The organism is Fulvivirga aurantia (assembly GCF_009711475.1).
In the GTDB taxonomy this organism is placed as follows: Bacteria; Bacteroidota; Bacteroidia; order Cytophagales; family Cyclobacteriaceae; genus Fulvivirga; species Fulvivirga aurantia.
The window spans coordinates 1-789 of record NZ_SMMD01000165.1 but is presented as its reverse complement, the minus strand read 5'-3'; the positions used below and the strand labels follow the sequence as shown (position 1 = coordinate 789).

Below are 789 nucleotides of genomic sequence, written 5' to 3'. Positions count from 1 at the left end.
TTAATTCACCCAACAGCCATAATCATGAATAAGAAGAATGTGAGCGTTGGTTATGGTAGTATAATTTCCGCAGGGTGTGTCCTCACAACTGATATAAATATAGGCGATAATGTACTTGTTAATTTAAACACTACCATAGGACATGACTGCCATATTGCACGTATGAGCTCAATTATGTGCGGGGTAAACATCGCAGGCGGGGTCCAAATGGGTGAGGGCTGTTTTGTTGGTTCTGGTGCAAACATTCTTAATCAGATCAAATTAGAAGAAAATGTGAAGATAGGGGCTGGCGCTGTTGTAACCACTGATGTCCCTGCAGGCAAAACTGCCAAAGGAGTACCGGCAAATTGGCTATGAGAATTATAAAAGAGTTTAGAACAGCATTTTTATTTATTGGTAAATTCATCGGGTTATACATTGTCCTTAATTTAATCTACGGATTATATATTACCCATTACCACCCTCAGCCAGATCCTGTTACTGAAATAGTTACCATACAAACACATCAATTACTAAATTTTATAGGAAACGAAACTAAAGCAATTAATAATGTTTCAAAACCCAATGTTGTAATATATAATGAACAAGGTCAGGCTATTTTAAGTGTGTTTGAGGGCTGTAATGGGTTAAATGTAATAATCGTATTCTTGTCCTTTATCTTAGCTTTTGCCTGGAGTAAAAAAGCAATTTGGTTTGTGCCTCTAGGTGTTTTAATTATTCATTTGAGTAATTTAGTAAGAATCTCATTACTTTATATTGTATCAATAGAGCTTCCCGACTTTAGTTACT

Annotated in this window: 2 protein-coding genes; both read left to right on the top strand. The window is 35.7% G+C overall.

Annotation, left to right across the window (positions count from 1 at the left end; all coding sequences use genetic code 11):
* Positions 1-357: DapH/DapD/GlmU-related protein (locus E1176_RS00485; RefSeq protein ID WP_281349498.1), on the top strand; the 357-nt coding region annotated here is incomplete at its 5' end.
* The coding region (gene xrtF, locus E1176_RS00480) for an exosortase family protein XrtF (RefSeq protein ID WP_155208630.1) at positions 354-789 on the top strand (436 nt) is incomplete at its 3' end. The genes E1176_RS00485 and xrtF, both read left to right, overlap by 4 nt.